The organism is Pseudaminobacter salicylatoxidans, from assembly GCF_003148475.1.
GTDB classification, from domain to species: Bacteria; Pseudomonadota; Alphaproteobacteria; order Rhizobiales; family Rhizobiaceae; genus Pseudaminobacter; species Pseudaminobacter salicylatoxidans.
Genome location: NZ_QGGG01000003.1, coordinates 1 through 25,443, shown reverse-complemented (window position 1 = coordinate 25,443; position 25,443 = coordinate 1). Strand labels below are relative to the sequence as shown.

23 protein-coding genes and 3 tRNA genes are annotated in these 25,443 nt (G+C 62.0%); 17 read left to right on the top strand and 9 right to left on the bottom strand.

Going from position 1 to position 25,443, the window contains the following annotated elements; translation table 11 throughout:
* Positions 1–12: 12 nt before the first annotated feature.
* On the top strand, positions 13–816 hold the full coding sequence (locus C7441_RS04995) for an amino acid ABC transporter ATP-binding protein (protein WP_109611957.1): 804 nt from the start codon (positions 13–15) through the stop codon (positions 814–816).
* Between the two features lie 110 nt (positions 817–926).
* Here the strand turns inward: C7441_RS04995 and C7441_RS04990 are convergent, their stop codons facing one another.
* Both C7441_RS04990 and C7441_RS04985 read right to left on the bottom strand, forming a co-directional pair.
* On the bottom strand, positions 927–1,163 hold the full coding sequence (locus tag C7441_RS04990) for an Lrp/AsnC ligand binding domain-containing protein (protein ID WP_019170502.1): 237 nt from the start codon (positions 1,161–1,163) through the stop codon (positions 927–929).
* Positions 1,164–1,297: 134 nt separating this feature from the next.
* A complete protein-coding gene (locus C7441_RS04985) occupies positions 1,298–2,128 on the bottom strand; it encodes an alpha/beta hydrolase (RefSeq protein ID WP_109611956.1) in 831 nt (276 codons plus the stop codon).
* A gap of 169 nt (positions 2,129–2,297) precedes the next feature.
* Here C7441_RS04985 and C7441_RS04980 point away from each other — a divergent pair, with 169 nt between their 5' ends.
* From C7441_RS04980 to C7441_RS04955, 6 genes are read left to right on the top strand one after another with little or no spacing between them, the layout of a single operon-like run.
* Positions 2,298–4,598: a bifunctional salicylyl-CoA 5-hydroxylase/oxidoreductase gene (locus tag C7441_RS04980; protein WP_109611955.1), complete on the top strand. Its 2,301-nt coding sequence runs from the start codon at positions 2,298–2,300 to the stop codon at positions 4,596–4,598.
* Entirely contained in the window at positions 4,595–5,359 is a 765-nt protein-coding gene (locus C7441_RS04975) for an SDR family NAD(P)-dependent oxidoreductase (RefSeq protein ID WP_109611954.1), read from the top strand. The genes C7441_RS04980 and C7441_RS04975 overlap by 4 nt, the downstream gene beginning before the upstream one ends.
* Positions 5,356–5,850, top strand: a complete 495-nt coding sequence (locus C7441_RS04970; RefSeq protein ID WP_109611953.1) for a MarR family winged helix-turn-helix transcriptional regulator — start codon at positions 5,356–5,358, stop codon at positions 5,848–5,850. The genes C7441_RS04975 and C7441_RS04970 overlap by 4 nt, the downstream gene beginning before the upstream one ends.
* On the top strand, positions 5,843–6,655 hold the full coding sequence (locus tag C7441_RS04965) for an enoyl-CoA hydratase family protein (protein WP_109611952.1): 813 nt from the start codon (positions 5,843–5,845) through the stop codon (positions 6,653–6,655). Before C7441_RS04970 ends, C7441_RS04965 begins: the two co-directional genes overlap by 8 nt.
* A 1-nt stretch (position 6,656) precedes the next feature.
* Positions 6,657–7,814: an acyl-CoA dehydrogenase family protein gene (locus C7441_RS04960; protein WP_109611951.1), complete on the top strand. Its 1,158-nt coding sequence runs from the start codon at positions 6,657–6,659 to the stop codon at positions 7,812–7,814.
* A gap of 4 nt (positions 7,815–7,818) precedes the next feature.
* Complete coding sequence (locus tag C7441_RS04955; RefSeq protein WP_109611950.1) at positions 7,819–9,441, top strand: AMP-binding protein; 1,623 nt, start codon at positions 7,819–7,821, stop codon at positions 9,439–9,441.
* A 127-nt stretch (positions 9,442–9,568) separates the two neighbouring features.
* On the opposite strand, the gene C7441_RS04950 is transcribed toward C7441_RS04955, so the two are convergent.
* The 3 genes from C7441_RS04950 to C7441_RS04940 all read right to left on the bottom strand — a co-directional run bounded on the left by C7441_RS04950 (position 9,569) and on the right by C7441_RS04940 (position 11,186).
* Positions 9,569–9,943, bottom strand: coding sequence for a hypothetical protein (locus C7441_RS04950; RefSeq protein ID WP_109611949.1), 375 nt, complete (start codon positions 9,941–9,943; stop codon positions 9,569–9,571).
* A 109-nt stretch (positions 9,944–10,052) separates the two neighbouring features.
* Positions 10,053–10,126 (bottom strand) — tRNA-Gln (locus tag C7441_RS04945).
* Positions 10,127–10,256: 130 nt separating this feature from the next.
* Positions 10,257–11,186 carry a lysylphosphatidylglycerol synthase transmembrane domain-containing protein gene (locus tag C7441_RS04940; protein WP_109611948.1) on the bottom strand — a complete coding sequence of 310 codons (930 nt, stop codon included), beginning with the start codon at positions 11,184–11,186 and terminating at the stop codon, positions 10,257–10,259.
* A 270-nt stretch (positions 11,187–11,456) separates the two neighbouring features.
* On the opposite strand from C7441_RS04940, the gene C7441_RS04935 reads away from it, so the two are divergent.
* Together C7441_RS04935 and C7441_RS04930 are read left to right on the top strand one after the other, a co-directional pair.
* The gene (locus C7441_RS04935) at positions 11,457–12,848 is read left to right on the top strand and encodes a Ppx/GppA phosphatase family protein (protein ID WP_109611947.1); all 1,392 of its coding nucleotides are present in this window, start codon (positions 11,457–11,459) and stop codon (positions 12,846–12,848) included.
* Entirely contained in the window at positions 12,845–13,534 is a 690-nt protein-coding gene (locus tag C7441_RS04930) for an RlmE family RNA methyltransferase (protein ID WP_109612180.1), read from the top strand. Before C7441_RS04935 ends, C7441_RS04930 begins: the two co-directional genes overlap by 4 nt.
* Positions 13,535–13,558: 24 nt before the next feature.
* Here the strand turns inward: C7441_RS04930 and C7441_RS04925 are convergent, their stop codons facing one another.
* The 4 genes from C7441_RS04925 to C7441_RS04910 form a co-directional block, all read right to left on the bottom strand.
* A complete protein-coding gene (locus C7441_RS04925; protein ID WP_109611946.1) occupies positions 13,559–15,007 on the bottom strand; it encodes an MFS transporter in 1,449 nt (482 codons plus the stop codon).
* Positions 15,008–15,290: 283 nt separating this feature from the next.
* Positions 15,291–15,596 (bottom strand): hypothetical protein, encoded by a 306-nt coding sequence (locus tag C7441_RS04920; RefSeq protein ID WP_109611945.1) that lies wholly within the window; start codon positions 15,594–15,596, stop codon positions 15,291–15,293.
* Between the two features lie 156 nt (positions 15,597–15,752).
* Positions 15,753–16,052 carry a hypothetical protein gene (locus C7441_RS23950; RefSeq protein WP_170125016.1) on the bottom strand — a complete coding sequence of 100 codons (300 nt, stop codon included), beginning with the start codon at positions 16,050–16,052 and terminating at the stop codon, positions 15,753–15,755.
* Positions 16,053–16,370: 318 nt separating this feature from the next.
* Positions 16,371–16,445: transfer RNA gene (locus tag C7441_RS04910), tRNA-Asn, on the bottom strand.
* A 191-nt stretch (positions 16,446–16,636) separates the two neighbouring features.
* Here C7441_RS04910 and C7441_RS04905 point away from each other — a divergent pair.
* The 8 genes from C7441_RS04905 to C7441_RS04870 all read left to right on the top strand — a co-directional run bounded on the left by C7441_RS04905 (position 16,637) and on the right by C7441_RS04870 (position 25,362).
* Positions 16,637–16,915, top strand: a complete 279-nt coding sequence (locus C7441_RS04905) for a hypothetical protein (RefSeq protein ID WP_019170489.1) — start codon at positions 16,637–16,639, stop codon at positions 16,913–16,915.
* A 146-nt stretch (positions 16,916–17,061) separates the two neighbouring features.
* Positions 17,062–17,430, top strand: a complete 369-nt coding sequence (locus C7441_RS04900) for an RcnB family protein (RefSeq protein WP_109611943.1) — start codon at positions 17,062–17,064, stop codon at positions 17,428–17,430.
* A gap of 219 nt (positions 17,431–17,649) precedes the next feature.
* A tRNA-Cys gene (locus C7441_RS04895) sits at positions 17,650–17,723 on the top strand.
* 86 nt (positions 17,724–17,809) lie between these two features.
* Positions 17,810–18,484 (top strand): protein-L-isoaspartate O-methyltransferase family protein, encoded by a 675-nt coding sequence (locus C7441_RS04890; protein ID WP_109611942.1) that lies wholly within the window; start codon positions 17,810–17,812, stop codon positions 18,482–18,484.
* 180 nt (positions 18,485–18,664) lie between these two features.
* The gene (locus C7441_RS04885; protein ID WP_019170486.1) at positions 18,665–20,050 is read left to right on the top strand and encodes a TolC family outer membrane protein; all 1,386 of its coding nucleotides are present in this window, start codon (positions 18,665–18,667) and stop codon (positions 20,048–20,050) included.
* 195 nt (positions 20,051–20,245) lie between these two features.
* Positions 20,246–21,001, top strand: a complete 756-nt coding sequence (locus C7441_RS04880) for a PopZ family protein (protein WP_425326562.1) — start codon at positions 20,246–20,248, stop codon at positions 20,999–21,001.
* Positions 21,002–21,283: 282 nt separating this feature from the next.
* A complete protein-coding gene (locus tag C7441_RS04875) occupies positions 21,284–24,067 on the top strand; it encodes a valine--tRNA ligase (RefSeq protein ID WP_109611940.1) in 2,784 nt (927 codons plus the stop codon).
* Between the two features lie 356 nt (positions 24,068–24,423).
* Complete coding sequence (locus tag C7441_RS04870; RefSeq protein WP_109611939.1) at positions 24,424–25,362, top strand: outer membrane protein transport protein; 939 nt, start codon at positions 24,424–24,426, stop codon at positions 25,360–25,362.
* The last annotated feature ends 81 nt before the right edge of the window (positions 25,363–25,443 follow it).

Genomic DNA, 25,443 nt, shown 5'->3' with positions numbered 1-25,443 from the left:
GGGGATTGGCCGATGGCCATAGAAAACGCAGTCCGGGCCGACGAGATCCAGGTTGATACCGGCAAGATGCACATCTCGGAAACGGATGTGGCCATCGACATTGTCGGCATGCACAAATGGTACGGCGAATTCCATGTGCTCAAGGACATCAATCTGCGCGTGATGCGCGGCGAGCGCATCGTTGTCTGCGGACCCTCCGGTTCTGGCAAATCGACGATGATCCGCTGCATCAACCGGCTGGAGGAGCACCAGAAGGGCAAGATCATCGTCGACGGCAAGGAGTTGAGCAACGATCTGAAGAAGATCGATGAGGTGCGCCGCGAGGTCGGCATGGTGTTCCAGCACTTCAACCTGTTCCCGCATCTGACCATTCTGGAGAACTGCACGCTGGCACCGATCTGGGTGCGCAAGATGCCCAAGAAGCAGGCTGAGGAGGTTGCCATGCATTTCCTCACGCGGGTGAAGATCCCCGAGCAGGCCAACAAATATCCGGGCCAGCTTTCGGGCGGCCAGCAGCAGCGCGTGGCGATCGCGCGTTCGCTGTGCATGAACCCGCGTATCATGCTGTTCGACGAGCCGACCTCGGCGCTCGATCCCGAAATGATCAAGGAAGTGCTGGAGACGATGGTGGGCCTGGCCGAAGAGGGCATGACCATGCTGTGCGTAACCCACGAGATGGGCTTTGCGCGCAAGGTGGCCAACCGGGTGATCTTCATGGATCAGGGCCAGATCGTCGAGCAGAACACACCCGCCGAGTTCTTCGACAATCCCCAGCACGAGCGCACGAAGCTGTTCCTCAGCCAGATCCTGCACTGACGAAAATCGCCTGCGGCGTCGCTGTGGGCACAATCAAAAGCCGCCGAACCGGGTCGAACCGGTCCGGCGGCTTTTTTGCTTGGTGTTATGGGCGCGCGGAGCCCGTCCGCTCAGAACGCCTTGAAGGTCAGCGTGGTCAGCGAGCGCACGATGCCGGGCACATTGGCCACGTTTTCGTTGATGAACTTGCCGATATCGACGTCGTCTTCGATATAGATCTTCATCATGAGATCGTAATCGCCGCTGGTCGAATAGAGTTCGGAAGCGACCTCCCGTTCATAGAGTTCGTCGGCTACCGCATAGGTCTGGCCGGGCACGCACTGCAGTTGGACGAATACGGTTTTCATGGCTTTCTCCTGACACGGGGCTCGACCGACGCTTCAGGCTTCCGGTGCAAGGCGCTGTGTTGACTCGAATTTCCGACCGCCGATGACATTCTCATTGTGTCCAGGCGGGAAGCTGGGCGGCTTCTTCCCGTCTCTTACACGCCGAGCAGGGTCCGCACCAGCCTGTGATCGGGGTCCGCAAGGCCCTCGATCACGTCGAAATGGTGTCGACCAGCTTCCTCTACGCTCGAAATCTCGATATTGAAGCTGCTCCAGAGATTTTCGAGCAGCCGGTTCTGGCGCAGGAATTCGGGCCGCTCGTCGGCGCCGACCCAGCAGGTGATGTCGATGCCGTCGAGCGGTTCGAGCAGTGCCACACTTTCCGCATGTGCCTCGGCAATGTCGAGGCGCAGCGTTTCATTCATTTCGGTGTTCAGCAGGGGACGAAGGTCGTGCAGGCCGGAGATCGAGACGGTCTTGCGCAGGCGCGCGGCAAGGTCGGGCTGAAGCGGAGATGTGGCGGTGGTCATGCGGCTGACCAGATGGCCGCCGGCGGAATGACCGGCTATGTATAAGGGGCCATCGATCTCGCGGGCGGCGGCGGCGATGGCCGCGCCGATCTGCCTTGTGATGTCGGAGACGCGCGCTTCAGGTGTCAGTATGTAGGAGGGCACCGCCACGGCATAGCCATGTGCGAGCGGGCCGGCTGCTAGATGCGACCATGCCGATTTGTCGAAGGCCATCCAGAAGCCGCCATGCACGAAGACCACGAGGCCCCTGGCCCCGGCCTTCGGCAGGAAGAGATCGTAGCGATTGCGTGTGTGCGGGCCGTAGGAAATGTCCTCGCGCAAGCGCCCGGCATCCCGCATTTCGTCGCGAAATGCCGATGCGGCAACCTCCCATTTCGCCGGATAGTCGGGGCCTTCGGGAATGTAGATCGTGTTCGAATAGGCCTTGTCCCAATCCGTGATCCTGCTTGCCGACATGCTCTCCCCCGATTTCGACGTCTTTCTAACAGTTCCGCATCTTATCCGTCGGTCCCTGCCAGTTGCGCAAGGCAGAATTCATCCTTGTCGAAAAAACTTCAAGCTTGAAACTTCATACTTGAAATTATGGCGACCCGGTGCCATCCTTTCGCATCAGGAGGAATTGCCGATGAAAATCGCCTGTCTCGGAGGTGGCCCGGCCGGTCTCTATTTCGCCATCAGCATGAAGCTGCGCGATCCCTCGGCGGAAATCGTCGTGGTCGAGCGCAACAAGCCCGACGACACGTTCGGCTGGGGTGTCGTGCTTTCGGATGAAACGCTGACCAATCTCGCCGCCAACGATCCGGTGAGTGCCGACGCCATCCGCGCGCATTTCGCCTATTGGGACGACATCGCCGTTCACTTCAAGGATACCAAGACCGTTTCCAGCGGTCACGGCTTCTGCGGCATCGGCCGCAAGCAATTGCTGCTTCTGTTGCAGGCGCGGGCGCGCGAACTGGGCGTCGAGTTGCGCTTCGAAACCAATATCGACAATGTCGCGGCCTACGCCCAGCAATATGATCTGGTTGTCGCCGCCGACGGGCTGAACTCGCGCACGCGGACCGAATTTGCCGAGCATTTCGAGCCTGATATCGACGTGCGTGCCTGCAAGTTCGTGTGGCTCGGCACGCACCAGAAGTTCGATGACGCCTTCACCTTCATCTTCGAGGAGACCGAGCACGGCTGGGTCTGGGCGCACGCCTACCAGTTCGACGACGACACGGCGACCTTCATCGTCGAGTGCAGCACCGAGACCTGGGACAAGTTCGGCTTCGGCGATATGAGCCAGCAGGAAAGCATCGAGGTCTGCCAGCGCATCTTTGCAAGGCATCTCGGCGGCCACGCGCTGATGACCAACGCCAATCACATCCGCGGTTCGGCCTGGCTGAATTTCCCGCGCGTGCTGTGCAAGCGCTGGTCCTACAAGAATGTCGCGCTTTTGGGCGACGCGGCGGCGACCGCGCATTTCTCGATCGGATCGGGAACCAAGCTGGCGCTGGAAAGCGCGGTCGCCCTTGCCGAATATGTGCATACCGAAAAATCGCTCGAAACCGCCTTCGCCCGCTATGAGGACGAGCGCCGCGTGCAGGTGCTGCGCCTGCAGTCGGCGGCGCGTAACTCGCTGGAATGGTTCGAGGAGGTGGAGCGCTATTTCCATCTCGACCCGGTGCAGTTCAACTATTCGCTGCTGACCCGCTCGCAGCGCATCAGCCATGAAAACCTGCGCCTGCGCGACAAGGACTGGCTGGAGGGGGCCGAAGGCTGGTTCCAGGAACATGCGGGTGCCCAGCAGGGCACGCGCCGCGCACCGATGTTCGCGCCGTTCAGGCTGCGCGGCATGGAACTGAAGAACCGCGTCGTCGTCTCGCCCATGGCGCAATACAAGGCCGTGAACGGCACGCCGACGGACTGGCACCTCGTGCATTATGGCGAGCGCGCCAAGGGCGGTGCGGGGCTGCTCTATATCGAGATGACCTGCGTCAGCGCCGAAGGGCGCATCACGCCCGGTTGCCCCGGTTTCTACGCGCCCGAACATGAGGTTGCCTGGAAGCGCATAGTCGATTTCGTGCATTCCGAGACGGAAGCGAAAATCTGCGCGCAGATCGGCCATGCCGGCCGCAAGGCATCGACCCGCGTCGGTTGGGAAGGCACCGACAAGCCGCTGGAGCATGGCAACTGGCCGTTGCTGTCGGTCTCCGACCTGCCATGGTCGGAGGAAAACCAGACGCCGAAAACGATGACCCGCGCCGATATGAATCTGGTGCGCGACCAGTTCGTTTCGGCGGCACAAATGGCGGATCGCTGCGGCTTCGACATGCTCGAAATCCATGCCGCACACGGCTATCTGCTGTCGTCCTTCATCACGCCGGTCACCAACAACCGCACCGACGAATATGGCGGTTCGCTCGAAAACCGCATGCGCTATCCGCTGGAAATCTTTCATGCGATCCGCGCGGTGTGGCCCGAAGACAAGCCGATCTCGGTGCGTATCTCGGCCAATGACTGGGTGGGGCCGGAAGGCGTGACGCCGCAGGAGGCGGTGGAGATCGCGCGCGTCTTTCAGGAAGCCGGTGTCGATATTTGCGACGTCTCGGCCGGCCAGACCACCAGGGCCGCGCGCCCGGTCTATGGCCGCATGTTCCAGACGCCGTTCTCCGACCGCATCCGCAACGAGACCGGCATGGCCACCATGGCGGTCGGCAATATCTATGAGCCGGACCATGTCAACTCGATCCTGCTTGCCGGCCGTGCCGACCTCGTCTGCCTTGCCCGTCCGCATCTGACCGATCCCTACTGGACGCTGCGGGCGGCCGCCGCGCTGGGCGACAGGCAAGAGGCATGGCCTGATCCGTATCTGCCCGGTCGCGATCAGCTTCAGCGTCTGGCCGAACGCGCCGCCGAGATTGCGGCACAGGATCGCGCCGTATGAGCGATCTTGCCGGAAAGCGCGCATTGGTAACCGGCGGTGGCTCGGGCATGGGCGCGGCAATAGCCCGCGCGCTGGCCGATGCCGGCGCGACTGTCGTGGTTTCCGGTCGTCGCATGGAAGCGCTGGAGGACGTGGCGAAGGGCGCAAGGAACATCGTCGGCATGACCGCCGACGTGACAGACGAAGCCTCGCTCAAGGCGCTGTTCGGGAAGATCGCCGCCGAAGTCGGCGATCTGGATATCGTCATCGCCAATGCGGGCGCAGCCGAAAGCGCCCCTTATCACCGCACCGGGCTCGACCTTTGGAAGCGGATGATGGATGTCAACCTCACCAGCGTCTTCCTCACCTTCCAGCAGGCGCTGGCCGCCGGCATGCTGAAGCGCGGCGAGGGCCGGCTGGTCGCGGTCGCCTCCACGGCGGGACTGAAGGGCTATGCCTATGTTTCGGCCTATGCCGCGGCCAAGCACGGCGTGATCGGGCTGACACGCTCGCTGGCGCTTGAACTGGCCGGAACGGCCATTACCGTGAACGCCGTCTGTCCGGGGTTCACGCTGACGCCGATGCTCGAACGCTCCATCGAAAACATTATGCAGAAGACCGGCAAGAGCCGGCAGGAAGCCGAGGCCGCGCTGACGGCCGGCAACCCGCAAGGCCGCTTCGTATTGCCGGAAGAGGTGGCGCAGGCGGTGATGTATCTGTGCGGTCCGCATTCGGGCTCCATCACCGGACAGGCCCTGTCGGTATCGGGAGGCGAGATATGAGCGTGCGTCTGCCAGACGAATTGATGGCTTCCGGCCCGGTTCGGCCGCGCGTGCGCGTCTGGCTGAAACTGCTGAAGATTACCAAGATCGTCGAGCAGATCGTGCGCGAAAACCTGCGCGCCGAGTTCGACACCACATTGCCGCGCTTCGACGTTCTTGCCGCGCTCGACCGTTTCGAGGAAGGTTTGAAGATGAGCGAGCTGTCGGCGGCGCTGCGTGTGTCCAACGGCAATGTCACCGGCATCATCGAGCGCCTCGTCAGTGACGGCATGGTGCTGCGCGTGCCGGTGGAAGGCGACAAGCGCGCCACACTCGTGCGCCTCACCCGAAAGGGGCAGGAGGAGTTCGCGAAGATGGCGACGGCGCATGCGCGCTGGGTCAGCGAAATCCTGGCGGATCTGGCGCCGGAGGACTGCGAGCAGGTGATCGGCATACTTGATGTCGTGGGCCGCACGCACAAACAGACCGAGAGGGTTGGTGATCATGACTGATATGGCGGGTTACGTCGCGAAGCATTTCCGCTGGCGCGTGGAGGATGGCATCGCGGTGGTCACGCTCGACCGGCCCGAGCGCAAGAATCCGCTCACCTTCGACAGCTATGCCGAATTGCGCGACGTGTTCCGCGCGCTCGTTTATGCCGACGATATCAAGGCGGTGGTTTTCGGCTCCAACGGTGGAAATTTCTGCTCTGGCGGCGACGTGCACGACATCATCGGCCCGCTTCTCGACCTCGACATGAAGGGCCTGCTGCGCTTCACCCGCATGACCGGCGACCTCGTGAAAGCCATGATCACTTGCGGCAAGCCGATCATTGCCGCGGTCGATGGCGTCTGCGTCGGTGCTGGCGCCATCGTTGCCATGGCATCCGACATCCGTCTTGCCACGGCAGAGGCCAAGACGGCGTTCCTGTTCACCCGTGTCGGCCTTGCCGGCTGCGACATGGGTGCCTGTGCGATCCTGCCGCGCATCATCGGTCAGGGCAGAGCTTCCGAACTGCTCTACACCGGCCGGACCATGAGCGCGGACGAAGGCGAGCGCTGGGGTTTCTACAACCGCATCGTCGATGCCGCCGCGCTCGACGCCGAGGCAATCGCGCTGGCCCGCCGTCTCGCCGAGGGCCCGAATTTCGGGCACATGATGACCAAGACCATGCTCAACCAGGAATGGTCCATGTCGATCGAGCAGGCCATCGAGGCTGAAGCCCAGGCGCAGGCCATCTGCATGCAGACGCAGGATTTCAAGCGCGCCTACGACGCTTTCGTCGCGCGCGAAAAGCCGGCCTTCAAGGGCGACTGACATGGCCGACCGCAGCTTTTTGAACTGGCCCTTCTTCGAGGAGCGCCACCGCGTCCTCGCCGATGCACTCGACCGCTGGGCGGCTGCCAATCTTGCCGGCATCGACCATAGCGACGTCGATGCCGCCTGCCGCGAACTGGTGGCCAAACTGGGCGAGGGCGGCTGGCTCGAATATTCGGCCGTCGATCCGGATGACGTGGGCAGCGTGCTCGATGTGCGCAGCCTGTGCATCATCCGCGAGACGCTGGCGCGCCATGATGGCCTCGCCGACTTCGCCTTTGCCATGCAAGGGCTGGGCACCGGCGCGATTTCGCTGTTCGGTACGGCCGCACAGAAGCGCGAGTGGCTGAGCCGCACGCGCGCGGGGGCGGCTCTTTCGGCCTTTGCGCTGAGCGAGCCGAAATCCGGCTCGGATGTCGCCAATCTCGATCTGGCGGCACGCGAGGATGGCGGATCTTACGTGCTCGACGGCGAAAAGACCTGGATTTCCAACGGCGGCATCGCCGACATGTACACGCTCTTCGCCCGCACCGGCGAAGCGCCGGGCGCCAAGGGTATTTCGGCCTTCCTCGTGCCGGCAGACATGCCGGGCCTGTCGATCGCCGAGCGGCTGGAAGTGATTGCGCCGCATCCGTTGGCACGGCTGTCTTTCGAGAACTGCCGAATCCCGAAATCAGCCATGCTTGGCAAGCCGGGTGAAGGTTTCAAGATTGCCATGTCGGTGCTCGACGTCTTCCGCTCCACTGTCGCTGCGGCCGCGCTCGGTTTTGCGCGTCGTGCGCTGGACGAGGCGGTGTCGCGTTCCACCTCGCGAGAACTGTTCGGTGCGCCGCTGTCCGATTTGCAGATGGTGCAGGGCCATATTGCCGACATGGCGCTCGACATCGATGCGTCGGCCCTTCTCGTCTATCGCGCCGCCTGGCTGAAGGACTCCGGTGCGCCGCGCGTCAGCCGCGAGGCGGCGATGGCCAAGCTCTACGCCACCGACCGCGCCCAGAGCGTGATCGACAAGGCGGTTCAAATTCATGGCGGCGACGGCGTGCGCAAGGGCAGCGTCGTTGAAAGCCTTTATCGGGAGATTCGGGCGCTGCGCATCTATGAGGGCGCGTCCGACGTGCAGAAAGTCATAATAGCCAGGCAGACACTGGCGGGAGGATAACAAAATGCTGGGACCATCGGCGCACACCGACACCTTTACACGTGACAACCTGCCGCCGATGGAGCAGTGGCCCGACCTGCTGCTCGACGGCTTCGACTATCCCGAAACCCTCAATGCCGGCGTCGAATTCACCGACGCCATGGTCGCCAAGGGCTTTGGCGACAATGTCGCACTGATCGGCAACGGCCGCCGCCGCACCTACAAGGAATTGACCGACTGGTCGAACCGCATCGCGCACGCGCTGGTGGAAAACTACGGCGTCAAGCCGGGCAATCGCGTGCTGATCCGCTCGGCCAACAATCCGGCCATGGTCGCCTGTTGGCTCGCCGCCACCAAGGCGGGCGCCGTGGTGGTCAACACCATGCCGATGCTTCGCGCTGGCGAGCTTGGGAAAATCGTTGACAAGGCGGAAATCGAGTTCGCGCTGTGCGACACCCGCATCCTTGACGAAATGGTCGCCTGCGCCAAGACCTCAAAATTCCTCAGGAAGGTGATCGGCTTCGATGGCACCGCCAATCACGACGCCGAGCTCGACCGCATCGCGCTCGACAAGCCGGTGAAGTTCGACGCGGTGCCGACAAGCCGTGACGATGTCGCGCTGCTTGGCTTCACCTCCGGCACGACCGGCGAGCCCAAGGCGACGATGCATTTCCATCGCGATCTGCTCATCATCGCCGATGCCTACGCGAGGGAAGTGCTTTCGGTCACGCCGGAGGATATTTTCGTCGGTTCGCCGCCGCTTGCCTTCACCTTCGGTCTTGGCGGGCTGGCAATCTTCCCGCTGCGCTTCGGCGCGGCCGCAACGCTTCTGGAGCAAGCCACGCCGCCGAAGATGATCGAGATCATCGAGACCTACAAGGCGACCATCAGTTTCACCGCGCCCACCGCTTACCGCGTCATGCTGGCGGCGATGGAGGAGGGGGCGGACCTGAGTTCGCTGCGCGTGGCCGTCTCGGCTGGCGAGACGCTGCCGGCGCCGATCTACGACGCCTGGATGGAAAAGACCGGCAAGCCGATGCTGGACGGCATCGGCTCCACCGAGATGCTGCACATCTTCATCACCAACCGGCTGGGCGATTCCGCGCCAGGCTCGACCGGCAAGCCCGTTGGTGGTTATGAGGCGAAGATCGTCGATGAGGACATGAACGAGAAGCCACGCGGCGAGGTGGGGCGGCTCGCGGTGCGCGGCCCCACGGGCTGCCGCTATCTCGCCGACAAGCGGCAGCGGACCTATGTGCGTGACGGCTGGAACCTGACGGGAGACGCCTTCTATCAGGACGAGAACGGCTATTTCCATTTCGCCGCGCGCTCCGACGACCTGATCATCTCGGCCGGTTACAACATTGCAGGCCCGGAGGTGGAGGCAGCATTGCTCGCCCACGCCTTCGTTTCGGAATGCGCCGTCATCGGCGCACCGGACGAGGAACGCGGCCAGATCGTGCAGGCGCATGTGGTTCTGGCCGAAGGCGTTGCCGCCGATGCCCTGACGGTCAAGGCGTTGCAGGATCACGTCAAGCAGACGATCGCGCCCTACAAATATCCGCGCTCGATCAAATTCATCGAGGCGCTGCCGAAGACGGCGACCGGCAAGATCCAGCGCTTCATGCTGAAGAACGCCGCGCAGTAGCGCACGCTTACCCCGTCGCGGGGGAACAGCCGAGAAGTGTGGCGGGGCGCACGTTGCCCCGCACGCTGATGCGAAAAAGACCCGCTTCCGTAACCGTGACGTGCTATTCAGGCGCTCACGGCCGCTGTCAACCTCCCGTGGGCTGCGGCGGCAACCGAATTATGCAGCTCTTTGCCAGTATCTGCTGGTCGAGCGCGATGATCTCGCCTTTGACCTCGGCGATCTTTTGCTCACGTTCGCGTGGTGAGTTGACCATGGATTGCGTGAGGCCGGTCAATGCGCCGCTGATGAGATCGGCGCGGAAGCGCTCGGTCTGTGCATCTGCCAACAGATCGCGAATCTGGATGCGGCGGTCGCGCTCGGTGATGAGCAAAGGGCAGTCCAGATCGCCGAAGCGGTCGGCAGTTACGGGCTTGGCTTCGATGGCGCCGGGCGGCGTGGCGCATCCCGCCGTCAGGGCACATACCGATATTGCGAGAAAAACTTGTACCGCTGGCTTCATGCCCGCCGCCTTGCATGCGCTATGTGGCAACAATTTGCGCGGGACGCGACACCCTGATTCCGGACATGCGATATTGTTGGAGAAATGGTCGGAGGGACTGGAGAACTTTTGGCTGGGGAACCTGGATTCGAACCAGGACTAACGGAGTCAGAGTCCGCTGGTCTACCGTTAACCTATTCCCCAGCAACGGCTTGTCGAAGGACAATGTCGCCGCGTCGACAGCAGTTGCTGTCTTGTGCGGTGCGTTTTAGCCATGGGCGCTAAATAGTCAAGGGCCGAACGCATTTCAATGCACGTTTCCTCACATACGCTTTCACACGCGCCGGGAGAACTGGCTTTTCTCGAACAGCAGCACAACGAAAAGCGCGAGAATCAGGGGAACGATGAGGTAGAAAAGCCGAAACACCACCAGCGCGGCGAGCACGCTTACCGGATCCATGTCTGAAAGGCCGGCCAGGAAAACCACTTCCAGAACGCCGAGCCCTCCCGGCGCATGCGACAGCAGCGCCACCGAAAACGAGACCACGAATACGCCAAGCACGATGAAGTAGCCGGGATTTCCCTCGGCAGGCAGCGCAAAATAGATGATCGCGGCAGCGGCCATCAATTCCATCGGCCCGATGATGAGTTGCTGCGCCACGATGGACAGGCGGGGGTAGTGAATCTGCAGGCTGCCGAGTCGCAAAGGGCGCAACTGCAGCCAGCTTCCGAAGACATAGAGGCCTATCAGCGCCAGGAGCACGAAACCCGTGGTGCGTGAAGCCGAGATCGGCAGGATGTCGACGAATCGCTCCAGCACTTCCGGTTCCCCGATCAGGAGCAAGGAGCCAAGAAGCAGCGCTCCCAGCGCGAAGGTGAAGGAGCAGAGCGCGACCAGCACCCCGATTTCCTGTCCGGTCAGCCCCTTTGTTGCATAGGCGCGATACCGGATGACCGCGCCTGACAGCACCGAGCCGCCGATATTGTGCGACAGCGCATAGGTGGTGAAGGAGCAGATGGTGATGAAAAGGAAGGAGATCCGCTTGCCGAGATGACTGAGCGCAATGCGGTCATAGCCGGCCAGTGCGATATAGGCGACGATCGAACTCACTCCCGCCAGCAGCCATCGGTGCAGCGGTATCGCCGCCAGTCCATCGCCGACATCCTCGATCGAGATGCCGCGCAGTTCATGGTAGAGCAGCCATACGGAGAAGGCGACGGCGGAGAGCCCGATCGCGGGCCAGATGATTTTTTTCAAAGTCATTGCGTTGCGGCCATACCTGCGGGGTTCTCCTCTCTCGTGGCGTGCGGGGAACGGAGCCGGGACCGGCACCGCAGAAATATTGCTATTTCAGGAATGCCTGATCAAAGCCGGCTGTTCAACCGTGAAGGACGATCCGGGAGCGTCCGGATGCGATTTTTCGACGGCGGGCTTGGTGATCGAACGCAGCGCTGTTATCTTTGGTGCAACTGAAAAATTCGATGCGCATGCGGCGTCTGTTCCAGTACGCGCGGCGCAAGAGGGACATTGCAGGTGGAAGACCCCGAAGCTGGCGCCAGGTCGCCGGAAGCGGGTGCGTCCAGAGTGGGCAGGCCGTCGCGTGGCGGTCGAGCGCACCAGGCGGGTAGCCCGAAGAGAAGGGCGCCGGGTCATCGAAACGCCGCCGGGCAATCGAAGGCCGATGCACCGCAGCATATCGTTCACAAGGGCAAGAAGCGCCGCAAGCGCAAGCGCGGCCGCAAGGTTTTTGCGCGCGACGGCCAGCAGCCCGGCCAGCCTTCGGCAAGCGGGCAGGGCGCGATGCCAAAACAACCGGAACCCGCCGGTGCGCGTCGCGCTGCACCGATGCCGGTGCGCGAACACAGGACCGCATCGACGCAACATCGGGCCGAACCGGTGCGTCGCCACGATGTCGGCGACCTGCCGATATTCGCCGCGCTGGACCTCGGCACGAACAATTGCCGCCTGCTGGTCGCGGTGCCGGGGCGGCCGGGCCAGTTCCGTGTCATCGACGCATTCTCGCGGATTGTGCGCCTTGGCGAGGGACTGAGCGGCAGCGGCCGGCTTTCGCAGGCCGCGATGGACCGGGCGGTCGAGGCGCTCAAGGTTTGCGCCGACAAGCTGGGCAGCCGTCCCATCCGCGGCGCACGGCTGGTGGCGACAGAGGCTTGCCGATCCGCCGAAAACGGCGCCGAATTTCTGGCGCGCGTGGAGAGCGAGGCCGGGCTGAAGCTGGAAATCATCGACCGGCAGACCGAAGCGCGGCTTGCGGTTTCCGGCTGCGGCTCGCTGGTCGAGCGCGATACCAGCGGGGTGGTGTTGTTCGACATCGGCGGCGGCTCGTCGGAGATTGCGCTGATCGACCTGTCCGGCCGGCGTTCTCCACGGCTCGCCAACCACATCGTGTCATGGACCTCGCTGCCCGTCGGTGTGGTGTCGCTGGCCGAGCGATTCGGCGGGCGTAACGTTACCCGCGAGACTTTCGCGGCCATGGTGGACGATGTCGCCGCGCTGCTTGCCGCCTTCAAGGAACGCGACCGCATACGCCATCTGATGAAGGGCTCGCGCTTCCATCTGCTCGGCACGTCCGGCACGGTGACGACGCTGGCCGGCGTCCATCTGGGGCTGGAGCGCTATGACCGCCGCCGCGTGGATGGCCTTTGGATGGACAATGCCAGTGTTGACAGCATGATCGAGAAGCTGCTCGGCTGGGATTTCCAGGCTCGTGTCGCCAATGCCTGCATCGGGGCGGATCGCGCCGATCTGGTGCTGGCGGGATGTGCGATCCTGGAGGCAATTCGGCGGGTCTGGCCTTCGGAGCGCCTGCGCGTAGCCGATCGCGGCCTGCGGGAGGGCATATTGAGCGAATTGATGGCCGATGACGGCGTTTGGCGCCGCCAATGGCGAAACGGATCACGCCCATGAACAAGAAACCGGACAAGACGGGCGCGAGCCGCGTTCTCAGAACCAAGATCAAGAAGAAGAGCGGCCTGAAGGAATCCTCGCGGCGCTGGCTCGAGCGGCACATGAATGATCCCTATGTGCAGCGCTCCAAGGCCGAGGGCTATCGCTCGCGCGCAGCCTACAAGCTGATCGAGATAGATGACCGCTACAACCTGCTGAAACCCGGCCTGAAGGTGATCGACCTGGGCGCGGCGCCCGGCGGCTGGTGCCAGGTGGCGGCGGCACGCACGAAATCGGCGCCGGAAACGCCGCATGTGGTGGGCATCGACTATCTGGGCATGGATGGCGTGCCGGGTGCGCTGGTGCTGGAGATGGATTTCCTGGACGACGAAGCGCCGACAAAGCTGATCGAGGTGCTGGGCGGCGAACCGGATATCGTGCTGTCGGATATGGCGGCGCCGACCACCGGCCATCGGCGCACCGACCATCTGCGCACCATGCATCTGTGCGAAGTGGCGGCCGATTTCGCCATGTCGGTGCTGAAGCCGGGCGGGCATTTCCTCGCCAAGACCTTCCAGGGCGGCACCGAGGCGGAATTGCTCAACCGGCTGAAACGCAGCTTCCGTAGCGTCCATCACGTCAAGCCGCCGGCCTCACGCGACGAATCGGCCGAGCTTTACCTGCTGGCCAAGGATTTCAAGGGGTAGCTTCCCGCCGGCAAGCCTTCCGGGTCACTTGGAACGGTTGCGTGCAAGCGGTCGCGACGAGGTTGCCGGCGGCTGCGTTTCCGACGGCCGGCCGGTGCGCCCGCCGTGCCCCGAAACAGCGCTGCCAGCATCTGCGGGAAGCCCGATGAAGAACAGCGAGGCCGCAGCCGAAATCGCCGCGACCAGATAGAAGGCGATGTGGAAGTCGCTCAAGACCAGTGGGCCGCCGTGGAACTGTGTGCAGACTTCCAATATGCCGCCCGCTATCGCCACGCCCAGCGCAATGCTGATCTGCTGGAAAACGGCGGTGATGGGCGTTGCCTTGCTGGTGTCGGCTTCGCTGACTTCGGCATAGGCGAGCGCGTTGACGCCGGTGAAGAACATCGAGCGGATGAAGCCGCCTACGAGCAGGATGGACAGCATCAGCGGATAGGAGGTCTCCGGCGTGAAGAAGCCGTAGACGCCGATGGTCGCCGCCGAGATCAGCGAGCCGAAGATGAGCACCTGCCGGAAGCCCGACCTGCGGAACACCCAGGCCGTTACGAGCTTCATGCCGATGGCGCCGAGTGCCGAAACGAAGGTGATCATGCCCGATTGGAATGGCGTCAGCCCGAATCCGATCTGGAGCATCAGCGGCAGCAGGAAGGGGACTGCGCCGATGCCGACGCGAAACAGGCTGCCGCCGACGACAGCCGAGCGGAACACCTGATTCCGGAACAGCGAAAGCGCCAGCAGGGGATGCGGCGCAACCCTGGCATGCCGCAGATAGATCACGCTGGCGATCAGGCCGATCACCACGGTGGTGATGCCGATGATGGGCGGCAAGGCGGGCAGACTGACAACGGAAAGGCCGAAGACGATGCCGGAAGCCGCAATGCCGCTCAGGATGAAACCGGGAGCATCCAGCGGCGGTGCGCCGGTCGTCTCGGTTTGCGGCAGGAATCGCGTGGCAAGCCACATGCCGATGATACCGATCGGCACATTGATCAGGAAAATCCAGTGCCAGCTGAAATAGGTGGTGATGAAGCCGCCGACGGGCGGGCCGACCAGCGGCCCAACCAGCGCCGGGATGGTGAGCCACGTCATTGCGGCGACCAGATCGTGCTTGGGCGTCGAGCGTATCAGCACCAGCCTGCCCACCGGTGTCATCATCGCCCCGCCCATGCCCTGCAGGAAGCGCGAAAGCACGAAGGCGGCCAGCGAGTTTGAAACGGCGCAGGCGATCGAGCCCAGCACGAAGACGGCGATGGCGGCGCGAAATACATTTTTCGCGCCGAATCGATCGGCCATCCAGCCGCTCACCGGAATGAAGATCGCCAGCGATACCAGATAGGAAGTGAGCGCCAGCTTCAATGCGATCGCGCTTGTACCGATGTCGGCCGCGATTGCCGGCAGCGAGGTCGCGATGACGGTCGAATCCATGTTCTCCATGAAAAGGGCGACCGCGAGAATGAGCGGAATGGTGCGATTCACGAAACTATCCGGGGCATTCTGAGCTGGCCGGCACGGCCGCGCCGACCAGTGATACTTACATGAGCGGCGCCGATATGTCGCCGCTTCCTGGCTGAAACAAGCCGAGCGCCATTAGGCCAGCAGCCTGGCGGCGTCACTTCTGCGTGAGGGAAGCCGCCCCAGATGTGGATGCAGGTTTCGCGTGCGGGAGGCGCGCATGGATATTATGGAAGGACGTGCCAGGCACGCCGGGACAGGGGCCGGGTCCCGTCATGGAATACCGGCCGCCCGGCGCGGATCGTCCTTATCGTATGTTGGAGCGCTTTTGAGCCGGAAACATCACCACTTCGCCTCGCGGCGCGGTATGCTCTGCCGTCAGCACCGCTTCCACCAACAATTCGATGGCTTCTCGCAACTGACGGCTTGCGGTGTCGCGTCCGCACAAGCTCTGCTCTGCTTTTTCCAAGAATTGCCTTGCTACGGCGAAATCCGAGTTCACGTTGAGCCTCCATTCGCCCTCCCGAGTCGCAAGATTGCTCGAGAGCGTTTTCAAAAGGCTCAATGGAATAGCTAGGATTTTAAGTTTCGATTGCAGGAAAACGTCCTGCATACGGGCACGCAGACCTTATGCCTGGGAGATGTGCCGAAGTGGAAGCCCTGCCACATTGTCACCATCCGACGGCCTGGCCAACGTGGAGTTGCAAATGGAGGTCAGTCCGTTCGGTGTTCTTCAGCGGTGTTCGGCGCGCCCTATCAGGCTTCCCAGCTAGCCTTTGTCATTGTCGTTGCGGCGCTTGTTGGTTTTTGGCGTTGGTCTGTTGTCGTTGCCGCAGAAATTACCTCCGAACGACGAGCCGTAATTGCCACAGTTGTTGCCAAAAAAAGAGCCCCAATTGTTGTTGCCGTTGAAGTTGCCGTTGTTGGAGCCCGTGTTGCCGTTACCGCTGTTGTTGCCGTTGAAGGAGCCGATGTTTCCGTTTCCGTTTCCGTTCCCATTGTTGCTGCCGGCAACCGCGACGGTCGTGATGGCGAAAAGCGCTGTCGTGACGAGGAAAAGCTTTTTCACGTCAGGTTCCTTTCATCGACACGGTAAATCGCCCGCATCTCAAGGTTGAACTGCCCGAAGCCCCGCGAAAACGAGGGACCCTTACTGAACCCGCATTATCCCTTCACGGGCCACACGGGGAGTCAGGTTAAACACCAAAAGCCGACGGTGAGGTGGGAGAAGGGAACGCGGAGGGGGGCGATTGTGACCGCAGCCAAAGGCCCAGCTATGGCGTAGCGCCCGACTGAGGTTATTCCTCGCCTCTTCCCGCAAGGCATCTTGAGGGTGGTCAGTCGATTCCAGATGAAAGTGAGATTCAATTGAGCACTTGCTAGAAAATGGCTCCCCGGGCCGGATTCGAACCAGCGACCAACCGGTTAACAGCCGGTTGCTCTACCGCTGAGCTACCGGGGAACAGCGCTCATGTGAACGAGGCAGCCTATAGCAAACCCCTTTCAGCTTTGCAAAGCGCGAAAATGCATTTTCCCCGAAATTTCTGCGCCGCTCTCGAAAACAGGCGTAAATATCTCATATGAGGGCTGCATCGCCGGTGGCTGGCACCGGCTTGGTATCCGTTTCAACGTGAAAAAGCAGACAGGACGCTGATGGCGGACCCCGAAACCACCGACGAAAATACGCCGCGCCGCAGAATCACGATTCTCGGGCGCGAGATCCCGCTGCCGGAATCGCGCGGCAAGCGCATCGCGCTGGGCATCGGTCTCACATTTCTTGGATTTCTCGGATTTTTGCCGATTCTCGGTTTCTGGATGATTCCCGTCGGTCTGCTCGTGCTTTCCTACGAGTTCGCGCTGGTACGCCGCTACCGTCGCAAGGGCGCGGTCAAGCTGGGGCGCTGGTGGCAACGGAACGGGAAGCGCGATTGAACGGACGCGAGGCCAGTCGGCGCCTGCTTGTGAAACGCATGCGTCAAGATACGGATTTCATTACGGAAATGTAATTCTTCCATTCAGTTTGCGTTCATCGGGCGGACGCTAGGGTCGCCTTATCCAATCAGGAAAGGAACCTCCCAATGAAGCGCATCGCCCTTGCTTTTACCGCACTCTCCATCCTTGTGGCGCCGGTCGCGGCGCAGGCGCAGGGCTATGGGCATCAGGTGGAATATCGCCACAAGAACGCCCAGAGCCACAAGCCTTCCGCGCATCGGCCGTCGGCGCACAAGCCGGTTGCTCCGCACAAGGTCCAGAAGAAGCACTATCGGTCCCATTGGAGCAAGGGCAAGCGACTGTCGGACTGGAAGCGTCGCCCCGCGGTGCGCGACTATCATCGCCATGGACTGAAGCGCCCCGGTCACGGGCAGCAGTGGGTGCGCGTCGACAACAATTACATGCTGGTCAACCTGGCCTCGGGCATCATCGCGGGCATCGTGGCTGGCCGTTAAGCGACCGAAACCTGCAATCGGGGCGATCCTAGGGATCGCCCCGATTTTACGCATACGTCGCTCTTGCCGGTGACGGTATGCCGGGCATGGCCGAGCCGATACGACGGAAAAGTGGCCATTCGGAACGAGGCGGGGGATTTTGTTCAGAATGGATGCGAGCGGCTTGACGCGCGATAGGGGCTAACATATTGAACCCGCGTAGAGCGCCGGCAGCGGCGAGGCCTCGTGGCGGAGTGGTTACGCAGAGGACTGCAAATCCTTGCACCCCGGTTCGATTCCGGGCGAGGCCTCCAATCTGCTGCCGTGATCCGATTCGGGATCTGCCGTTCTACCCGCAATGAAATGCGCATCTCTGGCGCCGAGACGGGTTGTTTTGGGCATGGATACTGATTTTACCGAACAGCGCGTGAAAATGGTCGACGGCCAGATCCGCACAACCGACGTGACGGACACCGCCATATTGGAGGCCATGCTTACCGTGCCGCGCGAGGCTTTTGTGAGCGCCCGGCGGCGCGAACTTGCCTATATCGATGAGGATATCGAGATTTCGCCGGCCGAACCCGGCAAGCCGGCGCGCTATCTGATGGAGCCGTCGCCCTTCGCCAAGCTGGCGCAGCTGGCGGGAATTCGCTCCACCGACTTCGTTCTCGATATCGGCTGCGGCACCGGCTATTCGTCTGCGGTGCTGTCGCGTCTGGCAAGTTCGGTGGTGGCGCTGGAAAGCGACCCGGTGCTTGCCGAACAGGCGTCCTCAACGCTTTCGCATCTCGGTTACGACAATGTCGCGGTGGTGCAGGGCCTGTTGCAGGACGGTTACGCCGCCGAGGCGCCTTACGATGCCATTTTCATCAATGGCGCGATCGAGGAACTGCCGCAGGCACTGCTCGAGCAGCTCAAGGATGGCGGTCGCCTGGTGGCGGTCGAGGGCCTGGGTAACGCCGGTGTTGCTCGTCTGTTTTTAAAGACTACTGGCGTTGTCACCGGCCGCAGGGCATTTAATGCGGCAATTCGGCCACTGCCCGGATTCGAACGTGTTCATACTTTCGAATTTTGATGGGAATGTCTTGCGACTGCCTCGCTGCCGTGGTGGCTTAATGTCGAATCATCATTGCTGAGTACTCGTGCCTTTGAGTGGGGGAAGAGGGGTCAGCAGGGAGCATTGACGGATCAACGAAGCGGGCGCCCGGCTCGCCGAATCGATGCGGCTCCTACTGAAACGGATGAGGGATAAGTCGTGTCATTTGTACGCAAAGGCATTTTTGCCGCCGTCTTTTTGTCTGCCACCGCGCTCTCCACATATTCGGGTTCGGCTGAAACCATTCTGGGCGCGCTGTCCAAGGCGTATCAGAACAATTCCACACTGAATTCCGGCCGTGCCGGCGTACGCGTGACCGACGAAAGCGTCGCCATCGCCAAGTCCGGATATCGCCCGACGGTGACCGGTGTCGGCAATTTCAGCTATACATCGAACAATGGCACGCGCATCACTGCCAGCAGCTTTGCCGTGCAGTTGAACCAGACGCTTTTCGACGGTTTCCAGACCTACAACAACGTGCAGGGTGCCGAATCGCAGGTGTTCGCCGCGAACGAAAATCTGCGCAACAGCGAAATGAACACGCTGTTTGGTGCCGCGCAGGCTTACATGGACGTCATTCGTGACCGACAGATAGCCGTCCTGCGCGAGCAGAATCTCAAATTCCTCGACGAACAGGTTCGTGCGGCGCGTTCGCGTCTCGAAGTGGGTGAGGGAACGCGCACCGACGTTGCGCAGGTGGAAGCCGCGCTTTCCAACGGTCAGGCTCAGCTTGCGGCCGCGCGGGCGCAGGTCGCGGTCAGCGAGGCGACCTATCGCCAGATCGTTGGCGACCAGCCGGGCAAGCTCAATGCCGCGTCGCCGCTGGCAAAAATGCTGCCGAAGAGCCTCGATCAGGCCTATGCGGTAGCCTCCGCGCGCCACCCGGCGATTCTGGCCAACCAGCATCTGGTCGATTCTGCTGGTTTTGCGGTCAAGTCGGCCGAAGGCCAGTTGCTCCCGCAGCTTTCCGGCTCGGCCTCCATGTCGCGCAATTTTCAGGAAAGCCACGGCATCAATCCGAATACCGGCCTGCCGGGGGTGAGCAACCAGAGCTACAACGCCGCGCAGATCGGCGCGACCTTGACGGTGCCGATCTACCAGGGTGGCCGTGTATCGGCGCAGGTGCGACAGAACAAGGAATCGCTCGGCCAGGCGCGCATCCAGGTCGATGTGGCGCGCGATCAGGTTCGCGCTGCCGTCGCTTCGGCGTGGTCGGCCTACAATTCCGCGCGCGAAGGCGTGGTCGCCAACCGCACGGCCATTTCGGCCGCGCAGCTCGCCCTGAACGGTGTCATCGAGGAGCGCAATGTCGGCCAGCGCACCACGCTGGACGTGCTGACCTCGCAGCAGGATGTCATCACCGCGCAGATCAACCTTGCCAATTCGCAGAACCAGCTTGTCGTGGCGAGCTACGGCATTCTGCAGGCGACGGGTCAGCTCTATGCGTCGCGGCTGGGATTGCAGGTGGCCGAATACAAGCCGGAAGAGCACTACAAGGCCGTCAAGGACAAGTGGTTCGGCCTGCGCACGCCGGACGGTCGCTGAGTTCGACGGGATCGTGTTTCGAATCGGGGCGCTTTCGGGCGCCCTTTTTCATGTTCACGATTCCTTTCTAATCTGTTGAAATCGAAAGTGCCCCGACTTTGGGGATTCTCGGACTCCCGTCAGCGCGCTACGTTAGAGCAGGTTGATTCGTTCGCGGCTGGATCGCGAACGATCCTGGAATGTGGGGCGGCGGACGTGACGATGGCACAGACGAGCAGCGTACAGCGCGAACCTTCGATGGAGGAGATACTGGCCTCCATCCGCAGGATCATCGAAGACAGCGACAGCGTCCGCAAGGGGCCCGACGAGGCGACCGGCGAAGCGGCGGATACCCGTCTCGACAATGCCGTGATCGAGGTTGATGCCTTCCGCGCCGAGTTGCGCGCGGCGCGCGCAACCGATCCTTACAAATCATCCTCGCTGTCCGAGGTGCAGGCGAGCCTTTCCGACGCGGAAAACGAACTTGCGGCTGAAGCGGCGCTGGCGTCCGAAGCGGTGGCAGCAGACCGACAGGAGTCGATGAATCCGACCCAGGTTGAGCCGGAATGGAGCAGCAGCGCCGCGCAGGTGCAAGCCTCCGCCGAGATGCAACCCTCGCGACCGGAGCCCGAAGCCGCTTATGACGACGAACTGACGGCCGCGCTGCGGGAAATGCCGCTTGAGCCGGAAGAATCGCGCGTTGACCAACCCGTTTCCGCGCCTGCATCCGAACAGGCCGCAACGCCTGAACCCGGCAGGCCTGCGATCATTTCGGAGCATACCGGACGGCAGGTGGCTGCCGCCTTCGGTGAATTGTCGGAAGCCTTTGCCGCGCGCAGCCGCAAGAGTCTCGACGATATGGCCGCCGAAATGCTGCGGCCCATGCTGCAGGAATGGCTGGACAACAACCTGCCTACGCTGGTCGAGCGCCTTGTGCGCGAGGAGATTGAGCGCGTCGCGCGCGGCGGCTGAGTCCCAACCTGGATTTTTCGCACCTGGAATAGCCTCTTTTCAAGGAGGCAATCGATGGCGGCCGTCTTTGGCTGCTGCCTGGCGGAGCGGTTTGACGCCGCCCGACCCTTTACGCGCATGCTCCAATCGCCAACATAAGGCAGCTGGCCGGTGTCTTTCGGCACTCAGGCGGTACGGTAGGCGTGAAGTGAGCGCAGGCAGGCAGTCTGCTGCTGTTGACTTGCCAGAGCCCTTCCGATTTACACCGGAGTACAAAATTCCGCACAAACGGATCGATTTCCCATGCTTGAGAAGACTTACGACGCCAAGACCGTCGAACCGAAAATTGCCAGACTCTGGGAAGAGGCCGATGCCTTCAAGGCCGGAGCCGGTTCCAAGCCGGGTGCGGAAGCCTTCTCGATCGTAATTCCGCCGCCCAATGTCACCGGTTCGCTGCATATGGGCCATGCGCTCAACAACACGCTTCAGGACGTGCTGGTGCGTTTCGAGCGCATGCGCGGCAAGAACGTGCTGTGGCAGCCGGGCATGGACCATGCCGGCATCGCCACCCAGATGGTGGTCGAGCGCAAGCTGATGGAACAGCAGATCCATCGCCGCGATCTGACGCGCGCGGAATTCGTCGAAAAGGTCTGGGAATGGAAGGCCGAATCCGGCGGCGCGATCTTCAACCAGTTGCGACGGCTCGGCGCATCCTGCGACTGGTCGCGCGAGCGCTTCACCATGGACGAAGGGCTGTCGAAGGCGGTTCTGGAAGTCTTCGTCACGCTCTACAAGCAGGGCCTGATCTACAAGGACAAGCGCCTTGTGAACTGGGATCCCAAGCTGCTGACGGCCATCTCCGATCTGGAAGTGGAGCAGATCGAGGTCAATGGCAACCTCTGGCACTTTCGCTATCCGATCGAGGGTGAAACCTATGATCCGGAGAATCCGAACACCTATATCACCGTCGCCACCACGCGGCCTGAAACCATGCTGGGCGACACCGGCGTTGCCGTCCACCCCGACGATGAGCGCTACAAGCATCTCATCGGCAAGAATGTGGTGTTGCCGCTGGTCGGCCGCCGCATCCCGATCGTGGCGGACGAGTATTCCGACCCCGAAAAGGGCAGCGGTGCAGTCAAGATCACGCCGGCCCACGACTTCAACGACTTCGAGGTGGGCAAGCGGCACAAGCTGCGCGCCGTCAGCGTACTGACGACCGAAGCGACGATAAACATCAAGGATAATGAGGACTTCCTTGAGGGCCTTGAAGTCACGCCGATGCGCGAAGGCGTGTGGGACCAGCTTCAGGGCATGGATCGCTTCGAGGCGCGCAAGCTGATCGTGCAGATCATGGAAGAGGGCGGGTTCCTCGACAAGATCGAGCCGCACCGCCATACGGTTCCACACGGCGATCGCGGCGGCGTGCCGATCGAGCCTTTCCTGACCGACCAGTGGTATGTGAACGCGGCCGAGCTGGCCAAGCCGGCCATCGCCTCCGTGCGCGAGGGCCGCACCAACTTCGTTCCGAAGAACTGGGAAAAGACCTATTTCGACTGGATGGAGAACATCCAGCCCTGGACGATTTCGCGCCAGCTCTGGTGGGGCCATCAGATTCCCGCCTGGTACGGTCCCGATGGCCACATCTTCGTGGAAAAGAGCGAGGAGGAAGCCCTTGACGCGGCGGTCGAATACTATCTGGCGCTGGAAGGCCCGTGGAAGGCCTGGGTCGAGGATAAGCTGGAGAACTTCCAGCCAGGCGATATCCTGACGCGCGACGAGGATGTTCTGGACACCTGGTTCTCGTCGGCGCTGTGGCCGTTCTCGACGCTGGGCTGGCCCGACAAGACGCCCGAACTGGAAACCTACTACCAGACCGACGTGCTGGTCACTGGTTTCGACATCATCTTTTTCTGGGTCGCTCGCATGATGATGATGGGCCTGCATTTCATGCAGGAGGAGCCATTCCACACGGTTTATGTGCATGCGCTGGTTCGCGACAAGAACGGCGCCAAGATGTCGAAGTCGAAGGGCAACGTCATCGACCCGCTGGAACTGGTCGATGAATATGGTGCGGACGCGCTGCGCTTCACCTTGTCTATCATGGCCGCACAGGGCCGCGACGTGAAGCTCGACCCGGCCCGTATCGCCGGCTATCGCAACTTCGGCACCAAGCTGTGGAACGCCACGCGCTTTGCCCAGATGAATGGCGTGGAGCGCAACGACGAATTCTGGCTGCAGGACGCCAGGCTGACCGTCAACCGCTGGATCCTGACCGAACTGTCGCGCGCCACGCGCGAGGTGACGGAAGGCCTCACCAGCTACCGTTTCAACGAGGCGGCTGGGGCGGCTTACAAATTCGTCTGGAACCTGTTCTGCGACTGGTATCTGGAACTGCTCAAGCCGGTCTTCATGGGCGATGACGAGCAGGCCAAGGTGGAAAGCCGCGCGGTCGCGGCTTTCGTGCTCGACGAAATCTACAAGCTGCTGCACCCCTTCATGCCGTTCATGACCGAGGAACTGTGGGCGCTTACCGCGGGTGAGGGGCAGGAGCGTTCCTCGCTGATCTGCCACGCCACGTGGCCCGAGCCTTCCTTCGAAGACGCCGAGGCGGCTGCCGAAATCAACTGGCTGGTCGATCTGGTCACAGGCATCCGCTCGGTGCGTTCCGAAATGAACGTGCCTCCGGCCGCCATGGCGCCGTTGGCGATGGTGGGCGCCAACGAGGCGACCCGCGAGCGGCTTGCACGTCAGGATCAGGCGATCAAGCGGCTGGCTCGCGTCGAGGAAATCACCTTTGCGGAGGCCGCGCCAAAGGGCTCGGCGCAGATCGTGATCGGCGAGGCGACGGCGTGTCTGCCGCTGGGCAGCCTGATCGACCTGAAGGTGGAAGCCGCACGCCTGCAAAAAGAACTGGCCAAGGTGACCGACGAGGTCGCCCGCATTCACAAGAAGCTGTCGAACGAAAAATTCGTTGCCAACGCCGCGCCCGAAGTGGTGGCGGGTGAACGCGAGAAGCTTGCCGAATTCCAGGAGACGCAGGAGCGGCTCAATCTCGCCCTGGCGCGGGTTCGCGAAGCGGGCTGACGGCGGGATGGATGATTCTGCTTGCCACCCTTCCGGGGGCGGCAAGCTGCCTCGGCAGGGCGGCGCTGGCACACCGGGTCATGGCCGGCCAGGAACTTTCTGCCTGATGTTGCTGCTATGCAACAAGCGCATGATTCTGAACTGATAATGCTGATTTGGCGCCTTTTCTCGGCCGCGAATGCCCATTTATTAGGCATGTTTTAATAGGAAACCTGCAGTTTCTTTCCTTTCCGAACCCTAGCAAAAAGCTGCGTCCGGCCTCGCATTTTCACTTTGGCCCGGGACGTCGAAAAACCCGGTTGCAGCCCGATGCGGAAATGGTTCTAGCTCGGTCATCAATTCGGGGAGACACATGAATGACACTGTTGCGTCCGTGCGCATTTCTCGGTGCGGGCCTTGCCTTTGTTTTATGGTCGGGGACAGCCGGCGCAGGAGGTCTTGAGCGGGACGGTTACAACATCGATCTGCTGTTCGAACCGGGCTTCGCGACGGAAGCGACGGCAACTTATGTCAACCCTCAGCGAAAATTGAACAACGTCCGCGACACCAATCCGGACAACGGCATCGGCTCGAACGGGATCGGCGGCGGCCCCGCGAATGGCGTCAAGCCGGCGTCCGACTACTGGATACCGCGCATTGGCTTCAAGGCGGGCTTCGGTGAAAACATCGATTGTCTCGCGAACTATTCCCAGCCGTGGGGCGTCCATAGCGATCCCGGCCCGAACTGGATGGGCGCCAATGACAATGTCGAAACCAAGGTCAACAGCCACAGCTACGCGGCGACCTGCTCCTACAAGTTCCAGGTTGGGCCTGGCCAGCTTCGCTTCCTTGGCGGGCTTTCTTATCAGGAACTGGACGGCTTCCAGGAGCGCCTTGTAGCGCCGGTTCCGACGATGACCGGCAGCAATCTTTTCGGAAATGGTATCGGTCGGCTGGACATGGCCGCCAACGGGACGGGCTGGCGCATCGGAACGGCTTACGAAATTCCCGAAATCGCACTGCGCGCGAGCCTCGTCTACAATTCCGAGGTCAAGCTGGACAAGGTTTACGGAACGCTGGATCTGAGGCAGATTCCGGGGTTCATCAGACCGGACAACCCGTTTCTCGGCAAAAGCACGGAGGTGACCAGTTCGGCTGTCATGCCGCAGTCGCTCGAGCTACGAGTTCAATCCGGCATCGCGCCTGACTGGCTCGCTTTCGGTTCCGTCAAATGGGTGCAGTGGAGCAAGCTGCAAAGCATCCTCTTCTGCTCGGAGGCGACATTGGCTGCGGGGCCTTGCACCCATAAGCGCTAACTTAAGGATTGAGCCATCTGCGGCGTTCGCCGTCGGGGCGGCTCGTTGAGGCGGCGACCTGTGATTTTCAGCCGCACGTAG